This window comes from Streptomyces griseicoloratus (assembly GCF_014534645.1).
Taxonomy (GTDB): Bacteria; Actinomycetota; Actinomycetes; order Streptomycetales; family Streptomycetaceae; genus Streptomyces; species Streptomyces griseicoloratus.
Window position 1 is genome coordinate 72,221 of record NZ_JACVQF010000215.1, and the last position, 25,497, is coordinate 97,717.

At 74.0% G+C, this 25,497-nt stretch carries 17 protein-coding genes; 9 read left to right on the top strand and 8 right to left on the bottom strand.

Annotated features, from left to right (window positions below; genetic code table 11):
- Window positions 1-94: 94 nt before the first annotated feature.
- The 4 genes from H0H10_RS26295 to H0H10_RS26310 form a co-directional block, all read right to left on the bottom strand.
- Window positions 95-553, bottom strand: coding sequence for an MMPL family transporter (locus H0H10_RS26295; protein WP_188183597.1), 459 nt, complete (start codon window positions 551-553; stop codon window positions 95-97).
- Window positions 554-762: 209 nt separating this feature from the next.
- Window positions 763-1,635 carry a short-chain dehydrogenase/reductase gene (locus tag H0H10_RS26300; protein WP_188183598.1) on the bottom strand — a complete coding sequence of 291 codons (873 nt, stop codon included), beginning with the start codon at window positions 1,633-1,635 and terminating at the stop codon, window positions 763-765.
- A gap of 336 nt (window positions 1,636-1,971) precedes the next feature.
- Entirely contained in the window at window positions 1,972-2,433 is a 462-nt protein-coding gene (locus H0H10_RS26305) for a hypothetical protein (RefSeq protein ID WP_188183599.1), read from the bottom strand.
- 9 nt (window positions 2,434-2,442) lie between these two features.
- A complete protein-coding gene (locus tag H0H10_RS26310; RefSeq protein WP_188183600.1) occupies window positions 2,443-2,835 on the bottom strand; it encodes a VOC family protein in 393 nt (130 codons plus the stop codon).
- 285 nt (window positions 2,836-3,120) lie between these two features.
- Between H0H10_RS26310 and H0H10_RS26315 the strand changes: the two genes are divergently transcribed.
- Together H0H10_RS26315 and H0H10_RS26320 are read left to right on the top strand one after the other, a co-directional pair.
- Entirely contained in the window at window positions 3,121-3,642 is a 522-nt protein-coding gene (locus H0H10_RS26315) for a hypothetical protein (protein WP_188183601.1), read from the top strand.
- 25 nt (window positions 3,643-3,667) lie between these two features.
- Window positions 3,668-4,609, top strand: a complete 942-nt coding sequence (locus tag H0H10_RS26320; RefSeq protein ID WP_188183602.1) for an acyl-ACP desaturase — start codon at window positions 3,668-3,670, stop codon at window positions 4,607-4,609.
- 33 nt (window positions 4,610-4,642) lie between these two features.
- Here the strand turns inward: H0H10_RS26320 and H0H10_RS26325 are convergent, their stop codons facing one another.
- The 3 genes from H0H10_RS26325 to H0H10_RS26335 form a co-directional block, all read right to left on the bottom strand.
- Window positions 4,643-5,425, bottom strand: a complete 783-nt coding sequence (locus H0H10_RS26325) for a thioesterase II family protein (protein ID WP_188183603.1) — start codon at window positions 5,423-5,425, stop codon at window positions 4,643-4,645.
- A 106-nt stretch (window positions 5,426-5,531) separates the two neighbouring features.
- Window positions 5,532-13,046, bottom strand: a complete 7,515-nt coding sequence (locus tag H0H10_RS26330) for a type I polyketide synthase (RefSeq protein WP_223180442.1) — start codon at window positions 13,044-13,046, stop codon at window positions 5,532-5,534.
- Window positions 13,047-13,116: 70 nt separating this feature from the next.
- Window positions 13,117-14,178, bottom strand: a complete 1,062-nt coding sequence (locus tag H0H10_RS26335) for an SDR family oxidoreductase (protein WP_188183604.1) — start codon at window positions 14,176-14,178, stop codon at window positions 13,117-13,119.
- A 439-nt stretch (window positions 14,179-14,617) separates the two neighbouring features.
- On the opposite strand from H0H10_RS26335, the gene H0H10_RS26340 reads away from it, so the two are divergent.
- Window positions 14,618-16,780 (top strand): MMPL family transporter, encoded by a 2,163-nt coding sequence (locus tag H0H10_RS26340; protein WP_188183605.1) that lies wholly within the window; start codon window positions 14,618-14,620, stop codon window positions 16,778-16,780.
- Between the two features lie 51 nt (window positions 16,781-16,831).
- Complete coding sequence (locus tag H0H10_RS26345) at window positions 16,832-17,425, top strand: hypothetical protein (protein ID WP_188183606.1); 594 nt, start codon at window positions 16,832-16,834, stop codon at window positions 17,423-17,425.
- A 212-nt stretch (window positions 17,426-17,637) separates the two neighbouring features.
- On the opposite strand, the gene H0H10_RS26350 is transcribed toward H0H10_RS26345, so the two are convergent.
- Entirely contained in the window at window positions 17,638-18,015 is a 378-nt protein-coding gene (locus H0H10_RS26350; protein WP_188183607.1) for a nuclear transport factor 2 family protein, read from the bottom strand.
- 471 nt (window positions 18,016-18,486) lie between these two features.
- Here H0H10_RS26350 and H0H10_RS26355 point away from each other — a divergent pair, with 471 nt between their 5' ends.
- From H0H10_RS26355 to H0H10_RS26375, 5 genes are all read left to right on the top strand, one after another.
- Entirely contained in the window at window positions 18,487-19,965 is a 1,479-nt protein-coding gene (locus H0H10_RS26355; protein WP_188183608.1) for a sugar transferase, read from the top strand.
- 73 nt (window positions 19,966-20,038) lie between these two features.
- Complete coding sequence (locus tag H0H10_RS26360) at window positions 20,039-21,355, top strand: nucleotide sugar dehydrogenase (protein WP_188183609.1); 1,317 nt, start codon at window positions 20,039-20,041, stop codon at window positions 21,353-21,355.
- Window positions 21,345-22,610 (top strand): glycosyltransferase family 4 protein, encoded by a 1,266-nt coding sequence (locus H0H10_RS26365; RefSeq protein WP_188183610.1) that lies wholly within the window; start codon window positions 21,345-21,347, stop codon window positions 22,608-22,610. Before H0H10_RS26360 ends, H0H10_RS26365 begins: the two co-directional genes overlap by 11 nt.
- Window positions 22,607-23,968, top strand: coding sequence for a Wzz/FepE/Etk N-terminal domain-containing protein (locus H0H10_RS26370; protein WP_188183611.1), 1,362 nt, complete (start codon window positions 22,607-22,609; stop codon window positions 23,966-23,968). The genes H0H10_RS26365 and H0H10_RS26370 overlap by 4 nt, the downstream gene beginning before the upstream one ends.
- Window positions 23,965-25,494 (top strand): Wzz/FepE/Etk N-terminal domain-containing protein, encoded by a 1,530-nt coding sequence (locus H0H10_RS26375; protein WP_188183612.1) that lies wholly within the window; start codon window positions 23,965-23,967, stop codon window positions 25,492-25,494. Before H0H10_RS26370 ends, H0H10_RS26375 begins: the two co-directional genes overlap by 4 nt.
- The last annotated feature ends 3 nt before the right edge of the window (window positions 25,495-25,497 follow it).

Sequence of the window (25,497 nt, forward strand, 5' to 3'; positions counted from 1 at the left end):
TCATGATGCGTTGTCGGAAGGCCGGAAGGTCGGAAGAAGAGCGCCGGCGTGGTACCGGTGGCCGGTCCCGGACCCGTCCGGATCCGGGCCGCGGTCACCCTGTCTCCCCCTCGGCGGGACGTCGTGCGGGAGCGGGGCGTCGGCGCAGCGCCGGCGACCACCAGTTGGCCCGGCCGGCCAACTGCATCACCGCCGGAACGAGGACGCCCCGCACGACGGTGGCGTCGAGGACGACGATCGCGGCCATCGTCGCGCCGAGGACCACCAGCAGACTGACCTGGGACAGCATCAGGGCGCCCATGCTGACGGCGACCACCAGCGCGGCGGCGGTGAACAGCCGGCCGGTGTGCTCCACACCGAACACGATGGAGGCGGTGTTCCGGCGCGTGCGTCGCCACTCCTCCGCCATGCGGGAGACGAGGAAGACCTCGTAGTCCACACAGAGGCCGAATGCCAGAGCGGCGGCGAGCAGCGGCATCGTGATCTCCAGCACGCCCTCGCCCCCTCCGGCCGGCGGCCCCAGGATCTGCCACCGCTGGAAGAGCAGGACCATCAGTCCGATCGCCGCACCGATGGCGAGAGTGCCCAGGACATCTGCCGGACCGTCCCTTCGGATGGCCAGTTGAAGGGGGGATGGGACGCGAGGCGGCGTCCCTCGCATCCGGCTCCCACGGTCGCCGTCCGGCGTGCGCCGGCCTCGGCATCGGTGGTGGTGAGACGGTCGCGGACGGCTCGGCCGGTGGCCGCCGGCCGAGGGGGGTCTCATGCGTCACCCGAGGGGGCGGCCTCGGACGCCCCGTTCTCGAGCGCCCGCAGGAGCAGCTGGAACCTGCTGTCGCGGATCAGAAGGCGATCGCAGAGGGGATTGACCATGCCACGCAGGATCCCGACCGGCTGCCAGCGACGGGGAACCGTGATGCTCGCGGTACGCCGCTCGATTCCTTTCACCACGCGTCTCGCAACGGCTTCCGCGGGGATCGCGGCGGCGAAGGGACGGGGAAAGCCGACTTCGCGCATCCTGGTGGCCAGATCGTCCCCTCCGAAGGCCAGTCGGGTCATCCCGGTCTCCACCCACCCCGGGTAGAGGACGCCCGCGGTGGCCCCATGGGGGCTCAGCTCCACTCGCAGAGCACGGGTCATCTGCTCGACCGCGGCTTTGGAGGCCGCGTAGGCGCAGTTCACGGCGCCGTTGATGTAGGCGTAGACGGACGCGTTGACCAAGACATGACCGCGATGGGCGATGACCTGGGGCAACACCGCTCGCACGGTGCGCCATACGCCCAGGAGGTTCACCTCGATCACGCGCTCGAACGACACGGGATCGACGGTGGCGACGGTGGCGGGACGCACCGGGGCGATTCCCGCGTTGGCGAAAACGACGTCGAGCCTTCCGAAGCGGTCCACGGTACGCACCACCGCGTCGTCCAGTGCTGCCCGGTCCGTCACGTCCACGCTCAGGGACAGCGTTCCTTCTTCCCCCAGTTCGCGCGCCAGCGTCGCGACCGAGGAGGCGTTGCGGCCGGCCAGCACCAGGTTCGCGCCCCGGGCACGCAGCGACCGCGCGCAGGCTGCTCCGATGCCACCGGCGGCGCCGGTGATGAGCACGGTCTTGCCGGCGAGTGAGTAGGGGGGCATGGACGACGTCCTCATCCATGCGGGCGGCGCTTCACGCCGGCGGCTGCCGGCGTCATGGGCTCGGACTCCTCATGCCGAGTCAGGTACATGCCCCCGCCCTTCTCGTCGCTTCGCGTACTGCGGACCGCGCGACTCAGGGGAGCACCCGAGGTCGCTGCCACTGGCGCGCCGGTCGCCGCTCCATCGTCGAAGAGAAGAAGTCCGTCGCGTGGCGATCGGCCCCTGCGGCCCCCGATGGTGTGAATCGGAGGCGCGAGTGGCACGGGGCAGCGCATCCAGGCGCACACGGGCGGGCGACGTGGCGGACGGCTCGGCCACCGGAAGCTCTGGGCTTGCTCAAGACGCGCTTCGGGCCGCCGGACCGCGGGGCATCCTGCGGGCAGTCGGTGCGCAGGCCCGGCGGAAGGGGGACGTCATGTTGATCGCGTTGGTGCTGGTGGGTGTGTGCGTACTGGCCCTCGTCACGGTGGCCACCTGGATGGTGCGCCGGGCGTGGCGCCGCGCCTGGGACGATCTCGGCACGTGGGCGAGCGCGCCCGACCCGAGTGCCGTGCCCGGCCGTGGAGCGTGGCCGACCGGGACCGGCACGCACGGCGGAACGTCGGCGCATGACGCCGGCAGCCCCCTCACCCACTCGTCCTGGTGGGAAGCGGGCGCGAGCGGAGGATCGTCGAGCGACTGCTCCGGCGGCAGCTCGTCGTCCTGCGGGAGCAGCTCCTCGTCGTGCGGGAGCAGTTCCTCGTCGTGCGGCAGCTCGTCGTCCTGCGGCAGCTCCTGCTGACTCGGGAAGCGGGTCACCGCCCCCGGTCAGTTCTCCTGAAGCACGGAAAGGACGTTCCCGGCCGGGTCGGTGAACCACGCGACCGCCGTGGGGCCGTCGCCGCCGACCCGGACGATGCCCTTGTCGTCGTGGTCGAATTCCGCGTAGCGCTCCAGGGTGACGCCGCGCCGTTCCAGTTCGGCGACGGCGGCCTCGATGTCGTCGACGGGGAAGTTGAGGATCGTGAACGTCGCGGGGGTGTGCGTCTCCTTCGGGTAGACGAAGACCTGCGCACCGCTGCCGAGCGTGAGGGTCAGCATCCGCATGTCCCCCTGCCCGGTCTCCTCCACCTGGAGGCCGAGCGTCTCGCCGTAGAACCGGCGGGCCTCGCCGAGGTCGTCGACCGAGAAGCCGCTGAACGCCTGCGCCTGACCGAACATGCTCCGTGTCTCCTCCGTGGGTGGACCGTCCTGCATGTCTCCAGGCCACACCACGCGCGCCACCGTGCCGGGGCGCGCCGCGCGGGCGGCGGCCGGATGGTCGTGTGCCCTTCACCCGCCGGGTGCCGGCCGCCCGAGCGCCGGCCGGGTGCGTGCGTCATGACGACGGCGTGCGGCTCCGACGAACAGGCGCGTGACCTGCGGCGACTTCGACCGTTTATATGAGCGGGCTGCTGTACCGGCCCGGTCCGAACACCCGCGTCCCCGCGAGGAGCACCTACCGTCATGACCGCCCGTCGTACCTTCCGGCGCGCTGCCGTCGCCGCCGCTGTGATCACCGCCTCGCTGCTGACGGCGCACTCCCCCGCGCAGGCGGTGGAACTGCCTGCCGCGTGCCGGTCGGCCATCACGGAGGCCCGGGACAAGTTCCCCGTCCAGCAGTTCACGGTCCCCGACAAGGTCGAGACCGCCCTTCTGGACGAGCTGGCCGCGCTCGGCGAGGCCGACCAGCAGGCGTTCACGGAGACCGCGTGCGCGGCGTGGAACAGGTGGGCCACCGCGAACGGGGCGGCCGTGGCGCGGGACCTGGACACGCGCTACCAGAACGCCGGCGGCCTGGCGTGCAGCAAGTTCACCACCGCGGCCGTCGGAGCCCTCAAGAAGTACGCGCCGGGCATCCCCGCGGAGACCCGGGGTCTGGAGGCCGTGGCCAAGAAGGTCTGGCGGAACGCCATGCAGCGGCTCTCCGTCGAGGCGACCAACGCCACCTGCCGGCAGTCGTACGACAGCGCGAAGGCCGGCTGGTGACGGACCGCTCCCTGGTGAGGCCCCTGTGTCTGATGATTCCGCTCTGAAGTCGGCCGGCATCCTCGCGTCCCTGGAACCGGTCGTGGCGCGGCTGCTGGACCGCCATCTCGCCGCCGCCAAACCCTGGTTCCCGCACGTCTACACCCCGTGGAGCGAGGCCACCGACTACGACGGTCCCCTGGACGGCGAGCCATGGCGGGCCGGCCAGTCCGTGATGTCGCCGGCCGTGCAGGACTCCTTCACGGTCAGTCTGCTGACGGAGGACAACCTCCCCAGCTACCACTTCGAGATCGCCACTCGCTTCGGCCGGGACGGCGCCTGGGGCACCTGGGTGCACCGGTGGACCGCGGAGGAGGACCGGCACGCCCACGCACTGCGCAGCTACCTGCACGCCCGCCGGGCCCTCGACCCGGTCGTCCTGGAGGAGCAGCGCATGGCACACCTCTCACGCGGCTTCGACAGCGGCCGGCCCGGCGTGCTGCACAGCCTGGCCTACGTCACCGTGCAGGAGATGGCCACCCGGGAGGCCCACCGCAACACCGGCAAGGCCTGCGGGGACCCCCTCGGCGAGCAGCTGACCGCCCGCATCGCCGCGGACGAGAACCTGCACATGCTGTTCTACCGCGACCTGTACCGGGCGGCGCTGGACCTCGATCCGGACGCCGCCGTCACCGCCCTGGCCGATGTCGTCTGCGACTTCCGGATGCCCGGCGCGACACTGCCCGGATTCCAGGAGCGGTCCCTCAGGATCGCCGCGGCCGGCATCTACAACCTCGACGTGCACCGTGAGCACGTGCTGCTGCCGCTGCTGCGCACCCTCGGCGTGTGGGACCGCACCGACCTCACCGCCGCCGGCGACCAGGCGCGCGAACGCATCGGGCTGCACCTGGAGCAGGTGGAGCGGAACGCCGCCCGCTTCCGCTCGGTCTTCGCGCGGATGAACGCGGACGGCGACATCGGCGTGTGACCGTCCGCCGTACCGGCCCGGCCCCCGGCGCCCTCAGCGGCCGCGGGCCGGGCCGAGCGCGTCCCGCAGGTCCCGGGCGAGACTGCGCGCGATGTCGGGCCACCGGTCGTCGACGTAGAAGTGCCGGCCGGGATAGACGCGGTTGCGGACGCGGCCGTTGCTCAGGTCGGCCCACGCGCCGAGGGCACCCTCCAGGACGACGGCGTCCTCGCGTCCGCCGAACACGCTGATCGGACAGTCCAGCGGGGCCTCGTCCTGGTGCCGGTACCGCAGATAGACGCTCACCTCGCGCTTGACGACCGCGTTCGCGCTCGCCAGGTGCAGCCCGCGCTGTGCGGCCAGTTCCCGGAGCACGGGCGCCAGCCGGTGCAGCGGTCGTGCCCTCAGCTCGGCGGTCATCAGGTGCCACTGGTGGGGCGGGTGGGTGGCGGAGACGGCGAGCAGCGCCGGCTGCGGGCAGGACCGGCGCCGGAGCTCCCGCGCCGCCTCGAAGGCGAGCAGCCCGCCGGCGCAGTGCCCGAAGAACGCGAACGGCCGGCCTTCCGTGTCCCGGCGGACCGCCTCGGCCAGCAACCGGGCCAGCTCCGGCACGTCGCGCACGGCGGACTCCCGCAGGCGCCGTCCGTAGCCGGGCAGTTCGACGGGGCACGGCTCCACCCAGTCGGGGAGTTCCCGCACCAGGGGCAGGAAGAAGTCGGCGGGCCCGCCCAGGAAGGGCAGGCAGTACAGGCGTACCTCGGCGCCCGGGCGTCGTACGGCACCCGCGGTCCACGGGGAGGGGGCCGCGGCGGCCTTCGTGCCGTCGTGCAAGGTCACCTCGGGCTGTCCTTCCGGTCGGAGTGGTGGTGCGGGCCTGCGCGGGGACGGGCCCGGCACGCCCGGTGTCAGCGTCCCCGGGCGGATGCGGACACCGGGCGTGGCTTCATGGCCGTACGGCCGGTGCGGCGGCCTGCCGGGGGCCGGTCTGCTGGGGTGGCAGCGTCACGGCGGCGGCCCGGGCGGCCTGCTGTTTGAGGACCAGGTCGGCCAGCGCGATCAGGGTGGGGTTGGCGACCGCCTCGATGGTGGGGATCTCGCAGTCGAAGTGGCGCTGTACCAGCACCGCGAGCTCGGCGGCCATCAGCGAGTCCATTCCCAGTTCGCCCAGCGGCCGCTCCATCGGCACCCGTTCCGGCACGGTCTGCAGGACGGTGGCGGCCAGCTCCGCCAGTGCCTCAAGCGCCAGTTCGCGGGCCTCCTGCGGCGGCAGTACGGCCAGTTGCCGGCGCAGGTCGTCGCCGCTGTGCCCGGCCACGTCCCCGGCGGGCGCCAGGACCAGGCTCAGCCGGGGGGCGTCCGCGGCGGGGCAGAACGAGCGCAGCGCGTCCCACGTCATCCGGCCCACGGCGACGACCTCGGCCGGTTCCGTGAGGAGCCGGCCCAGGCGCTCGTGCGCCAGGCGGGGGGCCAGCAGACCCATGCCCTTGCTCTCCAGCATCTCGGTCAGGCCCAGCCGCGCCACATAGCCGGCCTCGTCGATGCCGCCCCACTGCACGGCCAGCGCGGCCTCCCCCCGTCGGCGGCGGGCCCGGGCGAGGGACTCCAGGGCGAGGTTGGCGCCGGCGTACGGGGCCTGGTGGGGGTTGCCGATGAGCGCGGCGGCCGAGGAGTACAGGACGAACAGGTCCAGCCGCCTGCCGCGGGTCAGTTCGTCCAGGACCAGCGCCCCGCCGATCTTCGGGGCGAGCACCGCCGCGACGCGCGCGTCGTCCAGGTCGGCGAGGGGGGCGTCGTCCAGGTGCATCGCGGCGTGCACGACACCGCGCACCGGGTGCCCGCGGTCGTCGGCGTCCCGGAAGACGGTGCGCATCGCCTCGATGTCGGCCGCGTCGGCGGCGTACGCCGTGGCCCGCACGCCCTGGGCGCGCAGGTCCTCCAGCATCTCGGGGGCGCCGGGGGTCCGTTCGCCCCGGCGCCCGACCAGGGCGAGGTGGCGGGCGCCGCGCTCGGCGAGCCACTGCGCGGTGGCCGCGCCGAAGCCGCTGAGCCCGCCGGTCACCAGATAGGTGCCCTCCCGGTCGAGCGGCCGGCGCACGGGATACGGGGTGAGGGGCGGCGGCTGGTCGAAGGTGAGGACGAGCTTGCCGACGTGGTGCGAGTGCTGGAGCAGCCGGAACGCCTCCGCGGCCTCGGCGGCGGGCCGTACCCAGTGCGGCACCGGCCGGATGTCACCGGCGGCGATGCCTTCGGCGAGCAGGCCGACGTGGTGCCGTACCCGGTCCGGGTCCTCCAGGACCATCTCGTTGAGGTCGACGGCGGAGAAGGTCAGGGCGCGCTGGAACGGGCCCAGCAGCAGGCGTTCGTTGGCGTACAGATCCCGTTTGCCGAGTTCCACGAAGTGGCCGCCGGGCTTCAGGAGTTCCAGGCTGCGGGTGACGGCCTCCCCGCTGAGCGAGTTGAGGACCACGTCCACGCCGCGCCCGCCGGTGGCGTCGAGGACCTGTTCGGCGAAGCCGAGGGTGCGCGAGTCGGCGACGTGGTCGACGCCGAGCAGGCGCAGCAGGTTCCTCTTGTGCGCGGTGCCGGCGGTGGCGATGACGCGGGCACCGGCCCGCTGGGCGTACCGGACGGCGGCGAGGCCGACGCCCCCGACGGCCGCGTGGACGAGGACGGTCTGCCCCCGGCTCAGCCGGGCGACGTGGCCGAGGCCGTACTGGGCGGTGAGGTGGGCGAGCGGGACGGTGGCCGCCGCGGTGAGGTCCATGCCGTCCGGAACGCGGACCACGGCCCGCGCGTCGACGGTCAGGTGGGAGCGCAGCGCGCCGCGGGCGAGGACGCAGACCCGGTCGCCGGGGGCGAGGGAGGAGACCTGCTCGCCGACGGCGGTGACGATCCCGGCGCACTCGTAGCCGACGGGGTGTTCCCCGGTGCCGTCGGCACCGGGCTGCGGCGGGAGCACGGCCTGCGCCTGGAGGACGTCCCGGTAGTTCAGGCCGACGGCGCGGACCTCGACGGACACCTCGCCGGGGCCGGGCGGCGCGGGCGGCGGAACGGGCCGCCACACCAGGTCGTAGGCCGGGCCCGGCCGCCTGACGCGCAGGGCGTAGGCGCCCGGCTGCGGCGGGGCGGCGGCCTCGGGCGCGGCCGGGCGGTCCGTCACGCGGGTCACGAACCGGCCGTGGCGCGTGGTGACGATCTCGTCCTCGTCACCCGGGTCCAGCAGCTCGGCCACGATCCGCCGCACGGCGTCCGCGCCGCCGCCGTAGTCGGCCGCGAGGCGCCGCACCGCGATCCGGGGGTGCTCGTTGGCGAGGGAGCGGGCCGTGCCCCAGGTCGCGGCGGCGGGGACGGTCGCGGGCTCGGGCTGGGGCGTGGCGCCGTGGGTCGGTGCCACCAGCCACAGCGAGCGGGAGATGTCCGAGGGCAGACGGGACAGCATGGCCGACGCGTCCCGCAGGGCCGCCGCGTAGCGCACGGAGCGGGTGGTGGCCTCCAGCGGGGTGAGCTCCGACGCGCCGGGGTCGGTGTCGGTGACCAGGACGGCGGTGACCGACGTGGCGTCCGCGCCGCCGCCGGGCAGGCCGGCCCAGGCCCCGGCGGGGGCGTCCGGCCCGGTGCGGTGCACCGTGCCGCCGGCCGCGGTCAGCGCCGCGGCCAGCCCGGCCGAGAGGTCGCAGTCCGGTTCTCCTGCGACGATCCACGCGGAGTCCGCGGGCGCCTGCGGCGGCGGGGGCACCGCGACGGCACCGGGGCGGGGTGTGCGCCGCGCGCGGAGCACCGAGGCCACCCGGGCCAGCTCGCCGCCGGCGTCGGCGTGCGCGACGTCGCCGAAGCCGGTCTCCGTCAGCAGCTCGCGCCAGCGCGCTTGCGGCAGCAGCGGTGTGTGGGGGCGTTCGGCGAGGTCGGTGCGGTTCCAGAAGCTCTTCAGCACCCCGAACACCAGGGCGCAGGCCGCGGTGTCGTGGATCTCCTGCACCAGCAGGTGGCCTCCGTCCGCGAGCAGGTAGGACAGGCGGCCCAGGGCGGCGCGGACGTCCTCGGTGGCGTGCAGGACGTTGGAGGCGAGGACGAGGTCGAACGCCCCCTCCGCGCAGCCCTGTTCCTGCGGATCGGCGTTGAGGTCCAGCGTCCGGTACTCGATGAAGTCGTGGGCGGTGAGCCGGGCCCGGGCCCGGGGGAAGAAGGACTCCGAGACATCGGTGAAGACGTACTGGGTGCGCTCGCGCGGCAGGTGGGGCGCCACCGCCCGGGTGGTGGCGCCGGTGCCGGCGCCGACCTCCAGCACGCGCAGCGGCCGGTCGGCGGGCCATGCCCCGGCGAGGGCGCGTACGCAGGACCGGATGGCGCGGTGGGCGGCCTCGGACTGGAGCGAGGAGGTGTACAGCTCCTCGGTCAGGTGCCGGCCGGACTCGGAGAACAGCAGCTCCAGCGGGTCGCAGCGGCCCGTCAGGATGTCCGGCAGCCGCTGACCGCACATGCCGTACGCGGTCAGCTCCGGACCGCGCCGCAGGGGACCGTCCGCCAGGGAGCGCACCGTCTCCCCGGGACGGCCCGGGGCGAGGACCCGGCAGGCGTCCCCGGAGCGGAAGGCGTCCGCGCCCGCCACGAGGCCGTGCTCCTCGGCCACCTCCAGCAGGACGCCGAGCAGCGGTTCGTACTCGGGCAGGACCCCGGCGCCGCTCAGCTCGGCCCAGGTGAAGCGGGCGCTGCCCGGCAGGATCTCCTCGACGGCGCGTACCGCGAAGTGCGCCGTGACGCGCTTGAGCGCGTCCATGAGGTCCCGCCCCCGGCGCGTCTCGGACTCGGACAGGACCACTGCGGGCGGTGTCGCGCCGCCGGCACGCGGGTGGGGCAGCGGGAACGCCTCGCCGGTGCGGCCCGGGCGCGGTGCGGCGCGCAGTTCGGTCACGCACTCGCTGACCGACGGCCCGGCCGCGGTGTCGAAGCGGCGCAGCCGGCAGCCGAGGAGTTCCACGCAGACCGTGCCGTCCTCGTCGACGACGGTGACGTCCCAGACGGCCTCGGCGGCGGTGGCGGACCGCCCGCGCACCCGGACGTGTCCGGTGGCGGCCGGGGGCCGCCAGGCGCGGACCGTGTCGACGGCCGCGGGCAGGAACGTCGCGCCGTCCGTGTCGTCGAGCAGCGCGGCACCGGCCTGGAGGGCGCCGTCGAGGATCGCGGGGTGTGCCAGGTAGCCCGCGGTGTCGAGGTGCTCGGCGCGGTAGTGGGCGACCGCCTCGCGGCCGTCGGTGCGGACGTGGTCGAGCACGCGGAAGCTGGGGCCGTAGTCCAGTCCGCCGCGGCGGGCCCGGTCGTAGACCTCGTCCGCCCGGGCGCGGTGCGGGAACTGCCGGCCCAGCGTGCCGCCGTCCAGGGTTTCGGGGGCCCGGCCGAGCAGGCGCCTCACCCGGCCGCGGGCGTGGGGCCGCCAGGGCTGTCCGGGGCCGCCCGCCCGGCTCGCCACGCGGACCACCCCGTCCTCGTCCGACAGGGAGGTGTGCAGCCAGACGTTCATGTCCGGGTCGTCCCAGGGCAGGGTGAGCGGCTGGAAGGTCAGCGCGGTGACCTCCACGGGCCCGTCGAAGGCCCGGCTCCCGGCCGCCAGGGCCGCCTCGACGTACCCGGCGGCGGGCATCAGCACCGCGCCGGCCACCTTGTGGTCGGCCAGCCACGGCAGCCTCACCGGGTCGAGGCGCTGGTGCCAGCCGGGCTCCAGGGCGGCGGCCCGTTCGCCGAGCAGGGGGTGGTCGAGGGTGCCGTCCCCGCAGGTGCGGGTCCAGGTCGCGGCCGGCGGCATCGGGTGGGCCGCGCGCTGCCAGGCGTACGGGGGCAGGCCGGTGACCTTTCCGGGCACGGGGAAGAACGCCGTCCAGTCCCCGGCCCCTGCGGCCAGGGCGCCGCCGACGGTCTCGTCCAGCGCGTCCGTGCCCCGCCGGTGGCGGCGCAGGGTGGGCAGGACCGCGGCCGGCACCCCCGCCGTCTCGGCGGCCCGGCGCAGATAGGAGGTGAGCACCGGGTGCGGGCCGATCTCGACGAGTGCGCCGCAGCCCTCCTCCAGCGCCGCGGCGGCGGCCTCGGCGAACAGCACGGGGCGCCGCAGGTTGCGCCACCAGTACCCGGCGTCCAGGCCGGTGCCCTGCTGCCCGTGCCGGAGTCCGCCGGTGACGGTGGAGGCGAACGGCAGCCGCAGCGCGCCCGGGCGCAGGCCGGCCAGTGCCGCCTTCATGGGCTCGGCGAGCGGGTCCATGAGCCGGCTGTGGAAGGCGTAGTCCAGTTCCAGCGGGCGGAAGAAGACGTCGCGGTCGGCCAGGTGGTGGCCGAGATCCTTCAGCGCCCGCTCGTCGCCGCTGACGGTGACGTCGCGCACGCTGTTGACGGCGGCGATCTCGAGTTTCCCGCCGTACGGCAGGAGCAGGACGCGGGCCTCCCGCTCGGGCAGTCCCAGTGCCGCCATCCTGCCGCTGCCGGCGGTGGTGCCCTGGAGCCGGCTGCGTTCGGCCACCACCCGGGCGGCGGCGGGCAGGTCCAGCGCGCCGGCGGCACAGGCGGCGGCGATCTCCCCGACGCTGTGTCCGAGGACCACGTCCGGGCGCACCCCCTGGTCGGCGAGCGCGGCGACGAGGCCCATCTGGAGCGCGAACAGGGCCGGTTGGGCGATCTCCGTGCGGTCCATGCGGGAGTGCTCGCCCGGTGCGGCCAGTTCCTCGGCCACCGACCAGCCGAGCAGCGGGGTCAGGGCGGCGTCGGCCTCCGTCACGGCGGCGCGGAACGCGGGCACCGCGGCCATGAGGTCGGCGCCCATGCCGTGCCACTGCGACCCGTTGCCGGAGAAGGCGAACACCACCCTGCCGCTCGCGGCCCGGCCGGTGACGGGCGGCGGAGGTACGGCCGGGGAGGCCGCCCGCTCCCGGAGCCGGTCGGCGGCCTGCTCCGGGGTGCGGGCCAGCACCACCGCGCGGTGCGGGTGGAGGCGCCGGCGGCGGCAGGCGGTCCAGGCGGTGTCGTAGAAGGCGTCCGGTGCGACGGTCTCCAGGTGGTCGGCCATCCGGTGCACGGCGGTCGTCAGGGCGTCCTCGGTGTGGGCCGAGACCAGCACGGGCAGCGCCGCGCCCTGCGGCCGGGCGGGGGCCTGCTCCGCCGGGACGGGGTCGGGCGGCGCTTCGAGCAGGACGTGGGCGTTGGCGCCGCCGAAGCCGGCGGAGCCGACCCCCACCAGTGCGCGTCCCTCGCAGGGGGGCACCGGCCTGGCGGTGACGGCCGGTTCGAGTCCGAGCCCGGCGAAGTCGATGCCGGTGGCGAGCGGTTCGGCGTGCAGGGTGGCGGGGATGTGCCGGTGCCGCAGCACCAGCAGCGCCTTCAGCAGGCCGGGCATGCCCGAGGCCGCCTCCAGGTGCCCGAGGTTGCTCTTGACCGATCCGATGGGCAGCGGTCCCCGGGTGCGGGCCGCGGCGAGCGCCCGTCCGACGGCCTGGCATTCGGCGCGGTCCCCGGCCTGGGTGCCGGTGCCGTGCGCCTCGAAGTACACCAGTTCGTCGGGGGAGACTCCGGCGTCCCGGTAGAGCGTGCGCAGCAGTTCCTCCTGCGCCTCGCTGCTGGGCAGGGCCATCCCCTGGGTGTGCCCGTCGCTGTTGACGCCGCTGGCCCGGATCACCGCGTGCACCCGGTCGCCGTCGGCGAGGGCGTCGGCGAGCGGTTTGAGGACGACCAGTCCGCCGCCCTCCGCCCGTACGAAGCCGTCGGCGGCGGCCGAGAAGGCCCGGCACCGGCCGGTCGGGGACAGCATCGACGCCTTGGCGAACCCGATGTAGGGGTGGGGGTCGAGCAGCAGGCCGATGCCGCCCGCGAAGGCCATGCGGCTGCGGCCGGCGCGCAGCGCCTCGCAGGCCTGGTGCACCGCCGTCAGGGCCGACGAGCAGGCGGTGTCGACGGTCATGCTCGGGCCGCGCAGGTCGAAGACGTGCGACAGCCGGTTGGAGACGATGGAGTTCGCCCCGCCGGTCATCGTGTAGGCGTCCGTCTCGTCCGGCAGGGCGCCCATCATCGCGAGGGCGGACGAGCCCGCGCAGCCGATGAAGACGGCGATGTCCGACCCCGCGATCCGGTCGGCGTCCATCCCGGCGTCGTCCAGCGCCTCGACCGCCATCTCCAGCAGCAGCCGCTGCTGCGGGTCCATGCGGGCGGCCTCGCGCGGGGAGATGCCGAAGTAGTCGGCGTCGAACCGGTCGTAGTCCCGGAGGAACCCGCCGGCGACGGTGTAGGTCCTGCCGGGACGGTGGGGGTTCGGGTCGAGGTACCGGGAGGAGTCGAAGCGGTCCGGGGGCACCTCGGTGACCAGGTCCCGGCCCTCGCTCAGGGCCGCCCACAACTCGTCCGGGGAGGTGATGCCGCCGGGCAGGCGGCAGGCGGCTCCGACGAGGGCGATGGGCATGTCGTGCCGGGGGGCAGGCGGCGTGCGCAACACGGTCTCCTTGCGGTCGTGAGGGAAGGGAAGGTCCGGGAAGGGGGCGGCCGTCTCGGGCCGGGCCCGGTCAGTGCAGGGCTGCCGCGACGTAGTCCCGGTCGACGACGGGCCGGGCGGGGCAGGCGAGGCCGAGCCGGGCCAGGCCGGCGCCCTCGTAGGTGCGGGAGAACGACAGCCAGTAGGCGTACGCGGGCAGCGTGCGCCGCATGTCCTGCGGCGCCCGCGAGGAGCGCCAGCTGGTGTCCACGGGGACGCCGAAGTGGTCGCCGAGGGCCGCGATCACCTCGGTCATGGGCAGGTTGCGGCGGTTGACGACGTGGTGGATGCGCGGCCGGTCGCCGGTGTGCCGGGCGGCCGCCTCCACCATCGCGTACGCGGCGTGCTCGACCGGCAGGACGTTGGTGCCGGCGCCCGCGGGCACCGGCAGTGCCATGGGCCCCGGCGTGCCGGTGAGTTCGGGGTGCCGGCGGAGCATGGCCCCGACCTGCCGCGCGAGCACCTGGAGGGGGTGGTGGGGGCGGTCGGGGTGTGCGGGGCGGTGGGTGGCCAGGCAGCTGGGCCGGAAGACCAGGGCCCGGCCGCCGTACTCGGACACCCAGCGGTGGACGAGGCCCTCGGCCTCGAACTTCGACTGCTCGTAGGGGGTGTTGAAACCGAAGGACGCGTCCAGCTCCTTCTCCTCGACGACCCCGTCGGGACGTGCCCCTGCCACGGCGACGGTGCTGACGTGGCACAGCAGGGGCGCCCGCTCCCCGGCCGTCAGCAGCCGCAGCACGTGCCGGGTCCCGTCGACGTTGGTGCGCCGCGCCTGCTGGAGGGAGGAACCGAAGGAGATGTCGCCGGCGCAGTGCCACAGGACGTCGATGCGGTCCGCCAGCCGCTGGAAGCCCTCCCGGCCCAGCCCCAGGAAGCCGTCCTCCAGCGCGATCTCCCGCGTCTGCAGGTGCGTGCGCGCCACCCGCAGTTCCTCCGCGTCCGCGCCGCAGGTCCGCAGGAACCGCTCGACGCGCACGGGCGCCGGCAGCGGATGCGGGCGGGCGAGCAGCAGCAGCCGTCGCCGGCGTGCCAGCAACTCCCGTACCAGGTGCAGGCCGAGGAACCCGGTGGCACCGGTGACCGCGGTCAGCACATACGCCCCTGGGCGTCGGCGACCGTCCTGCCGGTGACGGAGTCGGAGGCGATCGACGGCGTCCGGTCCGGATGGGGACGGGGTGCAGCGGAGGGCATCGCACGGATCACGCGTCGGACAGTAGCCGAATCGGCGCACACGGTGACGATCACGGGAGGCGTTCACCCGTCGGGGTGATCACCCGGTTCCGGGCAACCGGCGGCCCGGGGTCGTGCGCCGCTGCGGACGACCGCCCGGCGGAGCCGCCGTCAATGCACCCGCTCCCCCACGCCACTCCTTCGTGTCATCGCCGTCCGGTGACCCCGCGGGCCGGGCCCCCTTGCACCGTCCGGCCGATCACGGTCTCCGGGCGGGCGGCGGGCGGTCGCGGTGTCCGGAACGTCCCTGTCCGACTGTGATAGCCAAAGGGCCCTCGTCAGCCTGTGGGAGGGAGGCGCGGGTGCGCCACATCGGGACGCTCGTGGTGCGGTACCGGTACGCGGTGATGACCGTGTGGCTGGTGCTGGCCGTGGCGGGGCTCGCCGTACTGTCCGCCCTGCCCCGGATGCTGCAGCCGCCGGACATCACGGTCGACCGGTCGGCCTCGGCCACCGCCTCCGAGCTGATCGCCGAGCGGTTCCCGGACATCGGCGGACGGCAGGTGATGCTGGCGTTCACGTCCCGCACGCTGCCGGCCGACGACCCGGCGTACCGGCGTGCCACCCGGGCCGTCACCTCCGCGATGGCGGAGCACCCGGGGGTGGGGGCCGCCCTGCCGGTCCCCCGCACCGGGGATCAGCACGCCCGCCACGCGTACGTGATGCTCGGGGTGCGCGGCGACCCGGACACCGCCCGCCGGGTGCTGCCGGAGCTGGACGAACGGGCCCGGAACGTCGCCCGCGACCGCTCGGACGGGGCGGTGTCGGTCGCCCTCGTCGGCCTGGACCCGGTCCTGGCGCAGCTGGCCCGCACCACGACCGAGGACGTACGGTCCGCCGAGGTGTACGCCGTGCCCGTGGCGGCCCTGCTGCTGGCGCTGGGGCTCGGCTCCCTGGGGGCCGCCGCGCTGGTCCTGCTGCTCGCCGGCACGGCGATCGTGCTCGGTCTCGGCATCCTGACGCTGACCGGGCTGTCCCACGGCGTGGACACGACCGCGGTGACCGTGGTCGCCACCGTCGGACTCGGCGTGGGCCTGGACTACGCCCTGCTGCTGACACTGCGTCACCGTGACCGCCGGGCCGCGGGCCTGCCGCCCGACCGGGCCGCCGAGCAGGCCACCGTCACCGCCGGCGCCACGGTCGTCCTGGCGGGTACGGCCGTCGTCGCGACCGCCCTCGGCCTGCTGCTGACGGACATCACCTACATGCGGACCCTGGCACTGGCCGCGGTGCTGGCCGCCTCGACCGCGACGCTCGCCGCGCTCACCCTGATGCCGGCGCTGCTCACCTCCTGCGACCGGGTCCTGGGATGGGGTCCGATGCCCTGGACGCGGCCGGGACGGCGCCGCCCGAAGACCGGCCCCACCGCCTGGGAGCTCTGGACCGGCCACCTGCTGCGGCACCCCGGACGCTACGCCACGGCCGCGGTACTGCTTCTCCTGCTGGCCGCGGCCCCCGTGCTCGGGCTGCGCACGGCGCTGCACTTCGACCGGTCCGTCCTGGCCGGGACCAGCCTCGGTGACGGTCTGACCAGGATGGAGGACGACCGGATCGCGAGCCTCACGCTGGTCGCCCTGCCCCACCCGGTGGACGCCGGGCCCGTCGACACCGAGCCCCTGTCCGCCGCGCTGGACGGGGACCCGCGGGTGTCCGTGTCCGCCGCGCTCGACAACGGCCACGACCTGACGCTGCTGCTGATCGGTGAGAGCCAGGCGCCGGACACCGCCGCCGCGGCCGCTCTCCAGCGGCATCTGCGCGAGGACCTGGTGCCGCGTCTGCTGCCCGCCGGGCAGCCCGTGCGGATCGCCGGTCCGGCCGCGACCGTCCACGACCTGAGCACCGAGGTCGGCGACCAGGTGTGGCTGGTGCTGACGGTGATCTGCTGCGGCACCTTCGTGCTGACCTTCCTGGTCTTCCGGTCGGTCGTCGTCCCGCTCAAGGCGATCGCGATGAACCTGCTCTGCGTGGGCGCCGCCTTCGGCGTGCTCGCCCTGGTCACCCCCGCGCTCGGCTACCCCGCCGTCAATCCCCTGCTTCCGCTGATCGCCCTCACGCTGGTGTTCGGCCTGTCGATGGACTACGAGGTCTTCCTCGTCCACCGCATCGCCGAGCACTACCGGGCCCACGGCGACAACGCCGCGGCCGTCCTGCACGGACTGCGACGCACCGCGCTGCCGATCAGCCTGGCCGCGGGCGTGCTCGTGGTGAGCCTCACCGGCCTGCTCGGCGCCCACCGCCAGGATCTGCGCCAGATCGGCTTCGTGGTGATGACCGCCGTGGTGCTGGACGCCACCGTCGTCCGCATGGTGCTGGCGCCCGCCCTGATGCGGCTCATGGGCCGCGCCAACTGGTGGCTCCCCGCCTGGTGCGGCCGCCTGCTGCCGTCCCGGACCGGCGACGCGCGCGTGCCCGCGCAGTCCGGCGCCGCCGACACCGCCCCCTCAGCCGACCGGCCACGGGTGTGACGCACGCCGTCCCGCCCCGTTCCCGTCCGATGTGATCCGAGGAGTTCCGCCATGTCCCACCCGACCGCACGCCGTCCGGTGCACCGCGTCGTTCCCGCGGTGGCCGCCCTTCTGCTGGGCACCCTCGTCCTTCCGCAGCAGCGGGACGCCGCTCCCGTGCCCGCGGCGCGGGCCGCCGACGCCGCGCTGCTCGACTGCGCCATCCGCACGGCGCCCGGCCGCCCGGTCACCATGACGCCGGCCGTCACCGCGGACGCCCGCACGATCGGCGTACGGGCGACCATGCGGCTCACGGACTGCCGGGCCTCGACGCGCGCCGGACGGCACGTGCGCACGGGTACGGCGCACATCGACGGCAGGGTGCGCGCCGACTGCTCCAGCGTCACCCCGCTCGGCGGCAAGGCCACCGTCACCTGGCGGGACGCCTCCGGCCACCGCGTCGGCACCTCCACGATCCGGGCGGTGCGCCGCACCCTCCACACGTCCAACGTCAGCGACGGCCTCCTCAACGGGAAGGTCACGAGCGGGCTGATGTCGGGCGCCAAGGTCAGGGGCAGCATCACGCCCACCAGCCGCATCTCCCGGTGCACGGAATCGGGCCTGCGCAGCCTGTCGGGCGCGGGCAGGATCGCCCTGTACCGGTGAGGCCGCCGGGCCGGCCGGTGCCCGTGGCCGGCACGGGCCGCCCGGGCCATCACCCGTCGGTGAGGAGTCGACGAGCGAGGGGTCGCCGATCGGGTCGGCGGGCAGCCGGGCGGCGCCCCGGTAGCAGACCCGCGGGCCCTTCGGCCCAACGCAGGCTGCCGGAGGGCGAGTTCTCGCCCTCCGGCGCCGGCCCGAACGGGGAGAGGGGCGGCTCAGGACGCGGAGGGCTCGATCTCTCCCGCGAAGACGATGACCTGGTCGATGAGGCTCCGCCGCAGATGGACGACGTCCGTTCCCGCCAGGCGCGGGCCTCCGCCCGGCGTGGTGAAGACCCACTGGTACCGGGCCCACTCGTCCGGCATGTCCACCGCCGAGCAGCGCACCATCGTGCCGGCCCCCGCGGGGTGGCGCCGGATGTCGAGCACGAACCGTTCGACCGCCTCGATCCCCTCACTGCGCCCCAAGGGCCCCCAGAAGACCACGTCCGAGGTCAGGGCCTGGGAGAGCAGCCCGGTCACATAGCCGTCGTCCGAGGCGTTGAACGCAGAGATGAACGTATCGATCGCGGACCGCGCGGTCTCTTCATGCATGCACCAGTAATACCAGTCCGTTTCGCCGAGCGTGTCCGGCCCGTGAACGACGCACGTCGGTCATGTTGACGGCGGTGAGCTCGTTGCGTCACCTCACCGATCGAATGACGCGCCCTCACATCTTGACCACAAATTACACACGTCCCCTTCTTCATCCTGGCCTCGATGGTCTAGATTGACCGTGCTTCAGCTGATCGGCAACAAGGCGACCGTTAATGATCTTTAGTTCCGGCGCTGGGGAATGCCAGCAGTCGCGTCCACGGGACCAGACGTGGGCGTGATCAATTCCTGGGGTCTCGTGCCGCCGGGGTGCGTCGGGTCGTGCAAGTGGCTCTGAATTAGCCGGGGTGTCATGCGCAGGGGGGCGGGGGCCTCCCGAGGGGAACGGCGCGGCGGGGGGCTGGGGGCCTCCCGAGGGGGAGCAACAGTGTTGGGCGACCACGTCGAACCACTGGGGACCTGGGGGGTTCTGTGCGGCAGGGGGAATTACTCGGCCCTTTTCCGTCGGCGCGCGGGCGTCCGGCGAACGGGGCGATCAGCCAGCCCGCGATCGAATGGGAGCAGCGGTACCGCCGTACCGTGATCACCAGCGATACCGTGACCACCTCCTTCGTGGTGGCGGCGATCGGCAACTTCTTCGGGGCCAGGGACGCGGCCAACTGGCACGAGAAGTGGGGAATTCTCGCATTCGGCACCGAGCTGCTGGTGCTGGGGGCGCTGGCGGTGAGCCGGTCGTGGGCTCCGGCCGTTCTCGGCCAGGGCGCGGAGGAATTCCGCCGGCTCGGACGCTCACTGTTCATGGCGACCGTCGTACTGGCGCTCGGCGGGATCGCCCTCACCTCGCGCAACATCAAGCTCTGGATCTTCGTCGCGGTCCCCGCGATCGCGCTCATCACCATGACCGAGCGGTATCTGCTGCGCCTCTGGCTGCACAGACAGCGCAAGGAAGGCCGGTGCCTGAGACCGGTGCTCGCTGCCGGGAGCCCGGCCACCGTGCGCGACCTGATCGCCCGGACCCGCAGGTTCCCGCACCTCGGCTGGCGGGTGGACGCGGTGTGCACGACGGACGGTCGCGGGCTCGACGGTGACCAGCTGGACGGAGTGCCGGTCGTCGGCCCCCTCGCGGACGTCGCCGACCACGTCCGCCGCGACGGCTACCGTGTCGTGGCGGTCACACCGGACTCGCACTGGACACCGCACCGGCTGCAACGGCTGGCCTGGAACCTCGAAGGCAGCGACGCCGAGATGGTCGTCGCCCCCGTGCTGATGGAGGTGGCCGGCCCGCGGCTGCACGTCGACGCGGTGCTCGGGATCCCGCTGCTGCGGGTCAGCATGCCGGCCTTCACCGGGGGCCGCCGGGCGGTCAAAGGGATCGTCGACCGGCTGGGCGCGGCGATCCTGCTGATGCTGTTCGCGCCGTTGATGGTGTTCGTCGGGCTGCTCGTGATGGCGGACAGCAGGGGCGGGGCGTTCTACCGCCAGCGCAGGGTCGGCAAGGACGGCCGTGAGTTCACCATTCTCAAGTTCCGCACCATGGTCGTCGGGGCCGACCGGGCGCGTGCCGAGCTGGCCGGCCTCAACGAGGGTGCCGGCCCGCTGTTCAAGCTGCGCCGGGATCCGCGGGTGACCCGGGTGGGGGCGGTGCTGCGCCGGTACTCGATCGACGAACTCCCCCAGCTCTTCAACGTGCTCACCGGATCGATGTCGCTCGTCGGTCCGCGGCCTCCCCTACCGGAGGAGTCCGCGGCGTACGGCCCGGACATCCGGCGGCGGCTGCTGGTCAAGCCCGGACTCACCGGCCTGTGGCAGATCAGCGGACGCAGCGACCTGTCCTGGGAGGAGGCGGTCCGGCTGGACCTGCGGTACGTGGAGGACTGGTCGCTCGCTCTGGACACAGTGATCTTGTGGAAGACGCTGCGTGCGGTGCTCCGAGGGCAGGGGGCCTACTGATGCGCGGGGATCGTCGTCCGGCCGGTGCACGGACCGCAGGCCGACAGGGCCTGCCCGGGGGGAGGAACGGGTCATGAAGGTCAGCGTTTTCGGGCTCGGCTACGTGGGCTGTGTGTCGGCCGCGTGCCTGGCCAGCATGGGTCACGAGGTCATCGGGGTGGACGTGAACCAGGTGAAGGTCGACCTGGTCAACGACGGCAAGGCCCCGCTGGTCGAGGAACGGATCGGCGAGCTCGTCGCCGACGTCGTGCGGACCGGAGCATTACGCGCCACCTGCGACGTCCGTGAGGCGATCGCGGGCAGCGAGGTCTCACTGGTCTGCGTGGGCACGCCGTCGGAGCCCAACGGCAGCCTGTGCACCACGTACTTGGAGCGGGTCACCGAGCAGATGGGCGCCGCGCTGGCCGAGCGGGGCGGGCGGCACACCGTGGTGTTCCGCAGCACCATGCTCCCGGGCACCTGCCTGAACCTGCTGGTGCCGATCCTGGAGAAGTCCGTCGGCGGCACGGCCGGCGTGGACATCGGGGTCGCGGTCAACCCTGAGTTCCTGCGCGAGGGCACGAGCGTGCGGGACTTCTTCGACCCGCCCAAGACCGTCATCGGCGAACTCGACCCCGCGAGCGGCGATGCGGTGATGGCCCTGTACGACGGCCTGCCCGGCGAGGTGTTCCGTGTGCCGATCCCGACGGCCGAGGCGATCAAGTACGCGGACAACGCGTTCCACGGCCTCAAGATCGGCTTCGCGAACGAGCTGGGCGCGGTGTGCCAGGCGCTCGGGGTGGACTCGCACCAGGTGATGGACGTGTTCCTGGCCGACCGCAAGCTGAACATCAGCCCCGCCTACCTGCGTCCCGGCTTCGCCTTCGGCGGCTCCTGCCTGCCCAAGGACCTGCGCAGCCTGGTCCACGCGGCGCAGCGGGCCGACGTCTCGGTGCCGATCCTCTCCCATGTGCTGGCCTCCAACTCCGACCATCTGCAGCGCGCGGTGGACCTGGTCGAGCGCACCGGCAAGCGCCGGGCGGGCCTGTTCGGACTGTCCTTCAAGCCCGGCACCGACGACCTCCGCGAGAGCCCGCTCGTCGAGCTGGCGGAGAAGCTCTACGGCAAGGGGTACGACCTGAAGATCTACGACGCCAACGTGAGCCTTTCCCGGCTGCTCGGCGCGAACCGCGAGTACATCGAGACCCGGCTGCCGCACCTCGCGCAGCTGCTCGCGGATTCCGTCGACGAGGTGCTCGAGCACGCCGAGGTGTGCCTGGTCGGGACCAGGGATCCGGCCGTGCTGTCGGCGCTGCCCCATGGCGCCGACCCGGTGATCATCGACCTCGTCCGCCTTCCCGACGCCGAGACGCGCCGGGCCGAACCGGGATACCTGGGCCTTGCTTGGTGACACGACCAGCGGCGGCCGGCCGAACCGGCGCGCGCTGATCCTGGTGGAGAACCTGTCCGTGCCGTTCGACCGGCGGGTGTGGCAGGAGTGCACGACGCTGCGCGACGCGGGCTGGGAGGTGCACGTCATCTGTCCCCGCGGGAGCAAGCGGGACGCGGAGCCGGAGGCGGTGATCGACGGGGTGCGGATCCACCGCTACCCGTTGCGCGCGGCCACCGGAGGCCCGGCCGGCTACCTGCGGGAGTACGGATCGGCGTTGTGGCACACGGTCCGGCTGGCCCGGACGGTGGGCCCGGTCGACGTGGTCCACGCCTGCAACCCGCCCGACCTGCTGTTCCTGCCGGCCCTGTGGCTGAAGCGGCGGGGCGCGCGGTTCGTGTTCGACCAGCACGACCTGGTGCCCGAGCTGTATCTCTCCCGGTTCGGCCGCGGCAAGGACCTGCTCTACCGCGGCGTGTGCGCGCTGGAACGGATGACCTACCGGGCCGCGGACGTCGTGCTCGCCACGAACGAGAGCTACCGGGACGTCGCGGTGCGCCGTGGCGGCCGGCGGCCGGAGGACGTCTTCGTGGTGCGCAGCGCGCCCGACACCGACCGGTTCCGCCCCGTACCGCCGGAGCCGGAGCTGAAGCGCGGCAAGCCCCATCTGCTGTGCTACCTCGGCGTCATGGGCCCGCAGGACGGCGTCGACTACGCCTTGCGGGCTCTCGCGAAGCTGCGCGACGAGCTCGGGCGGACCGACTGGCACGCGGTGTTCGTCGGCGCCGGCGACACCTTCGACGCGATGGTGGAGCTGTCCCGGCGGCTCGGGCTGTCGGAGCAGGTGCAGTTCACCGGGCGCATTCCGGACGCCGACCTGGTGCGCTACCTGTCCACCGCGGACGTGTGTCTCTCCCCCGACCCGCACAATCCGCTCAACGACGTGTCGACCATGAACAAGGTCCTGGAGTACATGGTGATGGGCCGGCCGATCGTCTCGTTCGACCTGAAGGAGGCGCGCGTCTCCGCCGGTGACGCCGCCCTCTACGCGCCCGCCGACGACGAGGCCCGGTTCGCCGGGCTCATCGCACTGCTGATGGACGATCCGGAGCAGCGGGCCCGGATGGGCAAGATCGGTCAGGAGCGGATCAACGGGCCGCTGTCCTGGCGGAATTCGCAGACCTCGCTGCTCGCCGCCTACACCGCTGCCTGCCGTGGCCGCGCTCCGGTGTCGGCGGGCGGCCCGGACGGGGCAGGGACGAGGCCGCGCCGTTGAGCGATGACACGATACGCCTGGTCACGATCGGGCGGATTATCCGTCGGCGCCGGCGGCTCCTCACCATCCTCGCCGTGGTCGGTGCGCTCGTCGGCTACGGCACCTCCGTGGTGTTTCCGCCGCGCTACACGACGTCGGCGTCGGTGCTGCTGCCGGGGGCGTGGGAGCAGCGCGAGCTGCTGACCCAGACGGAGATCGCGACCAGTTCCGTGGTGATCGACCGCGTGGCCGCCACGCTCGGCTGGACCGGGGTCACCGGCACCGAGCTGCGGGACCGGGTGAGCGCCAAGGCCGCCGACGGGAACATCATCAAGATCTCGGGCACGGCCGACACCCCGGAGCGGGCGCAGCGGCTCTCCGACCAGGTGGCCCGGGAGTTCGTCGCCTTCGCCGCGCGGCTCGCGGGCGACGACCCCGAAGCGGCGGCCGAGCCCGAGGCACTGCGCAAGCGGGTGGAGGAGACCAACCGCCGCATCACCGACCTGGCCGAGGCGGCCGATCCGGGGCGGACCGTGGAGAGCGTGCAGGCCCGCACCGAGCTGGAGAAGCTGCGTACCGCGCTGCAGGAGGCCATGAAGAAGCTGGACGAGGCCGACCCGGCGACCGACAGGGCCACCATGGTCGTCATGGGGCCGGCGGCCCGGCCGGCCGGCGAGGCACCGCCGACGCGGGTGCAGCTCGTCGTCGCCGGGGCGCTGTTGTTCTTCCTGCTCGCGGTCATCGGCCATCTGACCGCCGCCCGGATGAGCCGCCGGCTGCGTACCGAACCGGAGATCGCCGCGGCGCTGGGCTCGGAGCTGCTGGGTACCGTCGACGTGCCCGGTGAGCGGCCCGTGCGCCGGCCGGAGGGCCGTGACCCGCGGGCCTGGATCCGCTGGCTGCTGGGCGTCGACACCCGGTGGGACGTGCCGGCCCCGCAGCCGTCCGGCGACGAGGCCGGCCGGCAGATCCGCTACCGGCGGGTGTGCGCCCGTCTCCGGGAGCAGCTGCCGGCCCCCCGGCGGCTGCTGGTCGTCGTACCGGACGGCGACGAGGTCGCCCGCAGGGCCGCCGGGCAGCTCGTCGCCGAGGCCGGGAGCGATCCGCTGCTGCGGGTGGTGGGGGTCTCGGTGTCCCGGCCGCTGGTGCCGGACCGCGACACCGAGTCGGGTGCCCTGGTGGTGCTCAGCGCGGGCAGCTGGACCGCGGCGGAGCTCGCCGGCGTCGCCGAGGCGTGTGCGGACGCGGAACACGAGGTCGTCGGCATCGTCGTCGCCGGCCCGGTCCAAGCCCGTCCGGCACGCTCTGCCGCCCGTCCTCCGGACGAGGCCACTGCGGCGCTCGCGGTTGGCGGCCACACGACGGGAGGTTCGGTGTGACGACGAGCAGGACTTCAAAGCCGTCGGCCGCCGCTCCGCTGCTGGATCTGCAGGCGCTGGTGGTGGCGGTGCGCAGGCGCCGCCGCTTCTGGGGCGCCTTGGCGCTGCTGGGGCTGCTGGCCGGCGTGGCGGTGGCGGTCCTGCTGCCGCCGCCGCCGACCGCGGTGACCAAGGTGCTGGTCGCGCACCAGGAGGACCAGCCGAACGACACCGGAACGCTGATCCGCACCGATGTCGCGCTGCTGCAGACCACGCGGATCGCCAGTGAGGCCCTGCGGTCACTCGGGTCCCGGGAGAAGCCGGAGGACTTCATGCAGGACTACGGGGGCCTCGGCCTGACCAACAACCTGCTGCAGATCACTGTGACGGGTGGCAGCGACGCGGAAGCGGTGGCCCGCGCCAAGGCGCTGGCCGACGCGTTCGTCGCGGACCATGTGAGGCGGATTCAGGAGGCCGCGGACGCCGAGGCCAAGGCCCTGCTCGACCAGCGGGACCGTATGCGAAAGGAACTCGCGCAGGTCAACGAGGCGATCGGGGACGGACCGCCGCAGACCGACCCGACGGCGTCGGCGGACCTCGAGTCGCTCTTCGCCCGCCGGGCCGAACTCACCTCGCGGATCGCCGATTTCGACCAGCGTGCCGCCGAGGCGCGCATGGGCACGCCCCGGCTCATCGCCGGCACCCAGATCGTGGACGCACCGCGCGCGGTGCGGCACTCCCTGCTCAGGACCGCTGCCACCGACGCCGCGATCGGGCTCGTCCTCGGGCTCGTCCTCGGGCTCGCGGTGGCCGCGGTCGGCGCGGTGGTGGCGGACCGCCCCGTGCTGCGCCGGGAGATCGCGGCGAACCTCGGCGCCTCGGTCATCGCGGAGCTGCCCCGCACGCGCCGCCGGCCGCCCCGGCCGTGGCAGCGCCGAAGGACCCGGGCGGCGCGCGAACGGCTCACCGCGTCCCTGGCCCGCACCGTGCGCGGCTCCGCGGAACCGGTGTCGCTGCTGGAACTGGGCTGTGCGCGCAGCACGAGCGTCATCGCCCTGGACCTCGCCGGGGCACTGGAGGCGGACGGGCCGGTGGTCGTCGTCGACGGTCTGCCCGGCCCGCAGCTCTCGGGCCGCCGCGCAAAGCCGGGAGACCCGACCGTGGTCGGCGGCGAGCGCGCCGCGGCCGTGTCGCCACAGGAACGCACGCTCGGCGTCGGCTCGGTGGCGCCCGGCACGGCGTGGACCGACCTGCAGTACCTCGGCACTCGGACCGTGCTCGTCGTGCGAGCCGGGCACGGCAGCGCCGCATGGCTGCACACCGTGGCACGGCAGCTCGCGGACCAGCGCATCGAGGTGATCGGCGTGGTGCTGATCGACCCCGATCCGCGTGACCGGACCGACGGCACCCTGTGGGACGGGCTGCACACCGCACTGCGCGGCCGGATGGACCGGCCGGCCCGGCACAACGGGACCGACCGGCGGCGGACGGAGCGGCTGCCGCTGCCGGCGGCACGGGTCCCGGACAGCGACCAGGAGGCACGGTAGGAC

Excerpts from the sequence above, each read along its gene's own strand:
- H0H10_RS26295 (WP_188183597.1), bottom strand. The coding sequence starts at position 553 with ATGGTCCTGCTCTTCCAGCGGTGGCAGATCCTGGGGCCGCCGGCCGGA.
- H0H10_RS26300 (WP_188183598.1), bottom strand. The coding sequence starts at position 1,635 with ATGCCCCCCTACTCACTCGCCGGCAAGACCGTGCTCATCACCGGCGCC.
- H0H10_RS26310 (WP_188183600.1), bottom strand. The coding sequence starts at position 2,835 with ATGTTCGGTCAGGCGCAGGCGTTCAGCGGCTTCTCGGTCGACGACCTC.
- H0H10_RS26315 (WP_188183601.1), top strand. The coding sequence starts at position 3,121 with ATGACCGCCCGTCGTACCTTCCGGCGCGCTGCCGTCGCCGCCGCTGTG.
- H0H10_RS26345 (WP_188183606.1), top strand. The coding sequence starts at position 16,832 with ATGTCCCACCCGACCGCACGCCGTCCGGTGCACCGCGTCGTTCCCGCG.
- H0H10_RS26350 (WP_188183607.1), bottom strand. The coding sequence starts at position 18,015 with ATGCATGAAGAGACCGCGCGGTCCGCGATCGATACGTTCATCTCTGCG.
- H0H10_RS26360 (WP_188183609.1), top strand. The coding sequence starts at position 20,039 with ATGAAGGTCAGCGTTTTCGGGCTCGGCTACGTGGGCTGTGTGTCGGCC.